This window comes from Pseudomonas sp. R62 (assembly GCF_000257605.1).
Taxonomy (GTDB): domain Bacteria; phylum Pseudomonadota; class Gammaproteobacteria; order Pseudomonadales; family Pseudomonadaceae; genus Aquipseudomonas; species Aquipseudomonas atacamensis.
Window position 1 is genome coordinate 578,779 of sequence record NZ_JH635999.1, and the last position, 2,937, is coordinate 581,715.

Consider the following 2,937-nt stretch of genomic DNA (forward strand, 5'->3'; position numbering starts at 1 on the left):
CCCGGCCTTGAGCAGGTTGACCGCCGCGCACTGGCCGCCGAAACCGCTGCCGATGATCAACACAGCGTAGGTATGCATGTGCCCCCTTTTATAGTTGTTTTTCCATTTCCCCTCTTTCATTTATAGCCAACTCTGGGCCGCGCGTGCGGCGCTGATAGCGCTCTATTCAGGCCGCTGGCCGGTGATGGCTATTTAACGGCGCCCTGATAGACTCCGGACACATCCTTGTCGGGATGTAACCATGCATCGCGCGGTCGAGGCCCTTATGGGAAATACGCGAGGAAAGGGACTTTCACTGGCCAGGAGGCTTTACAGGTCGCGGGTATTCGGGCTGCTGCTCGGGCTGATGTGTGTCAGCGTGGCGATGTATGCCCTCGATCCGCCGCTGTGGGTGTGGGGCCTGATGCTGTTCAATGGTCTGATCTGGCCGCATCTGGCGTTTCAATGGGCGCGCCGCTCGAGCGTGCCGTTTCGCGCCGAACACCGCAATTTGCTGATCGACGCATTCATGGGCGGCTTCTGGGTCGCCGCCATGCAGTTCAATCCCTTGCCCAGCGCGACCACGATTTCGATGATGGCAATGAACAACGTCGCCATTGGCGGTGGGCGGTTTCTACTCGCCGGGACGGCGGCGCAGCTATTGGGCATCGGCGTCGGGCTGGTGGTGTTTGCGCCGACGTTCATCCCGCCAACAACGCCGCTGCAGTTGTACGCCTGTTTGCCGCTGCTGTTGCTGTATCCGCTGGCGCTGGGCTGGATCTGCTTTCGCCAGGCCTCGACCCTCGGTCGGCACAAGCGTGAGCTGTTGGCGTTGAGTCGCACCGACAGCCTGACCGGCCTGCTCAATCACGGCGCGTGGAAGGATCAACTGAACCTCGCGTTCCAGCGCTGCAAACGCCAGCAGCAGGGCGCGGCAATAGCCTTGATCGACATCGATCACTTCAAGGCGATCAATGACACCTACGGCCATGTCGCCGGCGATATCGTCCTGCGCCAGTTGAGCAAACTGCTCAAACACAATCTGCGCGCCACGGACGTGGCCGGGCGATACGGCGGGGATGAATTCTGCGTGATCCTGCCGGAGCTGCCGCTGTTCAATGCCGCTCAGGCCATGGAAGCCTTGCGCGAGCGCTTCGCGGTGATGGGCTACGAGCAGAACCCGGCGTTGAAGGTCAGTCTGAGCATTGGCCTGGCCGCCTACGACCCGAGCCATGCCGACGCCACGCGTTGGCTGGATGAGGCCGATCAGGCGTTGTACGAAGCCAAGGCCAGTGGGCGCAATCGGGTGATCTGCAACAGCGACAACAAGCCGAGGCAGGCGCTGCTGGATTCGGTCTAACGGGCGAGCTGATACCTGTGGGAGCGAGCCTGCTCGCGAAAGCGCTGGGTCAGGCGGTATCAATATCGTTTGCCACGACGCCTTCGCGAGCAGGCTCGCTCCCACCGGGGTATGTGTTGTCGGTTAGATCAGTGTCGCATCCGCTATAGAGCCTCGCGCCGATGTCGGTTACGGTTGAAGTCCCCCGACACGAAACAAGGACTGCTTCATGACGTTCTCATTTCCCCGCTCACTGCTGGCTGCCAGTCTCGGTCTGTCCCTCGCGTTCTCGGCCGTGAACGCTTGCGCCGAACCGCATAAACAAGTGCTCGCCGATGCCGAGCAGTACCAGCCCGAAGCCCTGAAGTTACTGGAACGGCTGGTCAATATCGACTCCGGTTCAGGTTATGAACCGGGCCTGAAACAGGTCAGCGAGATCGCCATCGATGAGCTGAAAAAACTCGGCGCAACTATCGAACTGGTGCCAAACACCCCGGAAAAATCCAACCACGTGCTGGCCACGCTCAAAGGCACCGGCAAGGCGAAAATCCTGCTGATGGCGCACATGGACACGGTGTTCAAGGAAGGCTCCGCGGCCGAGCGGCCATTCCACATCAAGGACGGGCGTGCCTACGGGCCGGGGGTGATGGACGACAAGGGCGGCATCGTCGCCGGCATCTACGCGCTTAAAGTGCTGAAGAACCTCGACTTCAAAGACTACGCGCAGATCACTTTCCTGCTGGACGCCAGCGAAGAAACCGGCTCGGACGTCGCCACCGACCTGATCAAGAAAACCGCCAAACAGCACGACGTCACCCTCAACCTCGAACCGGGCCGCCCGGCCGATGGCCTGGTGGTGTGGCGCAAGGGCAGTGCGACGGCGCTGGTCGAAGTCAAAGGCAAAGCCGCCCACGCCGGCGTCGCGCCAGAGCTTGGACGGAACGCGGCGATGGAAGCGGCGCACCAGATTCTGCAACTGGGCAAGCTCGGCGATGAAGCGAAGAAAACCACCATCAACTTCACCGTGCTCAAGGCCGGCGATCGCACCAACGTGATTCCTGATCAGGCCACGGCCAAGGCGGATGTGCGCGCGGCAGTGCCGGAGGAATTTGATCGCATCGAGAAGGATCTGGCGCGGGTCTCGCAGGACAAGTTGATTGCCGAGACCGAAGTGAAAACGTCCTTGCAGCGCGGACTGCCTCCGATGCCGCAGACGGCGGAGTCGGATCGCTTGATGGCCATGGCCCAAGGGATCTACGGCGAGATCGGCCGCAAGTTGACCGAGGAGGGCAGTGGTGGCGCGGCGGATGCCAGCCTGTCCGCAGGCGTAGGGACGCCGACGCTGGATGGCTTCGGGATTGTCGGCGGCAATATTCATACGCCTGAGGAATATGCCGAAGTGGCGAGTGTGGCACCGCGGATTTACTTGTTGTCGCGGATGATCATGGAGTTGGCGAAGCCGCGGTGAAGGAGCGATCGTTCCCACGCTCTGCGTGGGAATGCCTCAACGGACGCTCCGCGTTCGGCTTTGTGTGGGACGCAGAGCGTCCCGGGCTGCATTCCCACGCGGAGCGTGGGAACGATCATTAGTAGCTCCCGAGCATCCCCCAATCAGTCCC

2 protein-coding genes are annotated in these 2,937 nt (G+C 61.6%); both read left to right on the forward strand.

Annotated elements, in window-relative coordinates; translation table 11 throughout:
- Nucleotides 1-265: 265 nt before the first annotated feature.
- Nucleotides 266-1,339 carry a diguanylate cyclase gene (locus tag OQK_RS21010; protein ID WP_038862020.1) on the forward strand — a complete coding sequence of 358 codons (1,074 nt, stop codon included), beginning with the start codon at nt 266-268 and terminating at the stop codon, nt 1,337-1,339.
- A gap of 208 nt (nt 1,340-1,547) precedes the next feature.
- Nucleotides 1,548-2,786: a M20/M25/M40 family metallo-hydrolase gene (locus tag OQK_RS21015; protein ID WP_016774121.1), complete on the forward strand. Its 1,239-nt coding sequence runs from the start codon at nt 1,548-1,550 to the stop codon at nt 2,784-2,786.
- Nucleotides 2,787-2,937 lie beyond the last annotated feature (151 nt).

Bases quoted from the DNA above. Each gene is read 5' to 3' on its own strand.
- OQK_RS21010 (WP_038862020.1), top strand. From the start codon at position 266: ATGGGAAATACGCGAGGAAAGGGACTTTCACTGGCCAGGAGGCTTTAC.
- OQK_RS21015 (WP_016774121.1), top strand. From the start codon at position 1,548: ATGACGTTCTCATTTCCCCGCTCACTGCTGGCTGCCAGTCTCGGTCTG.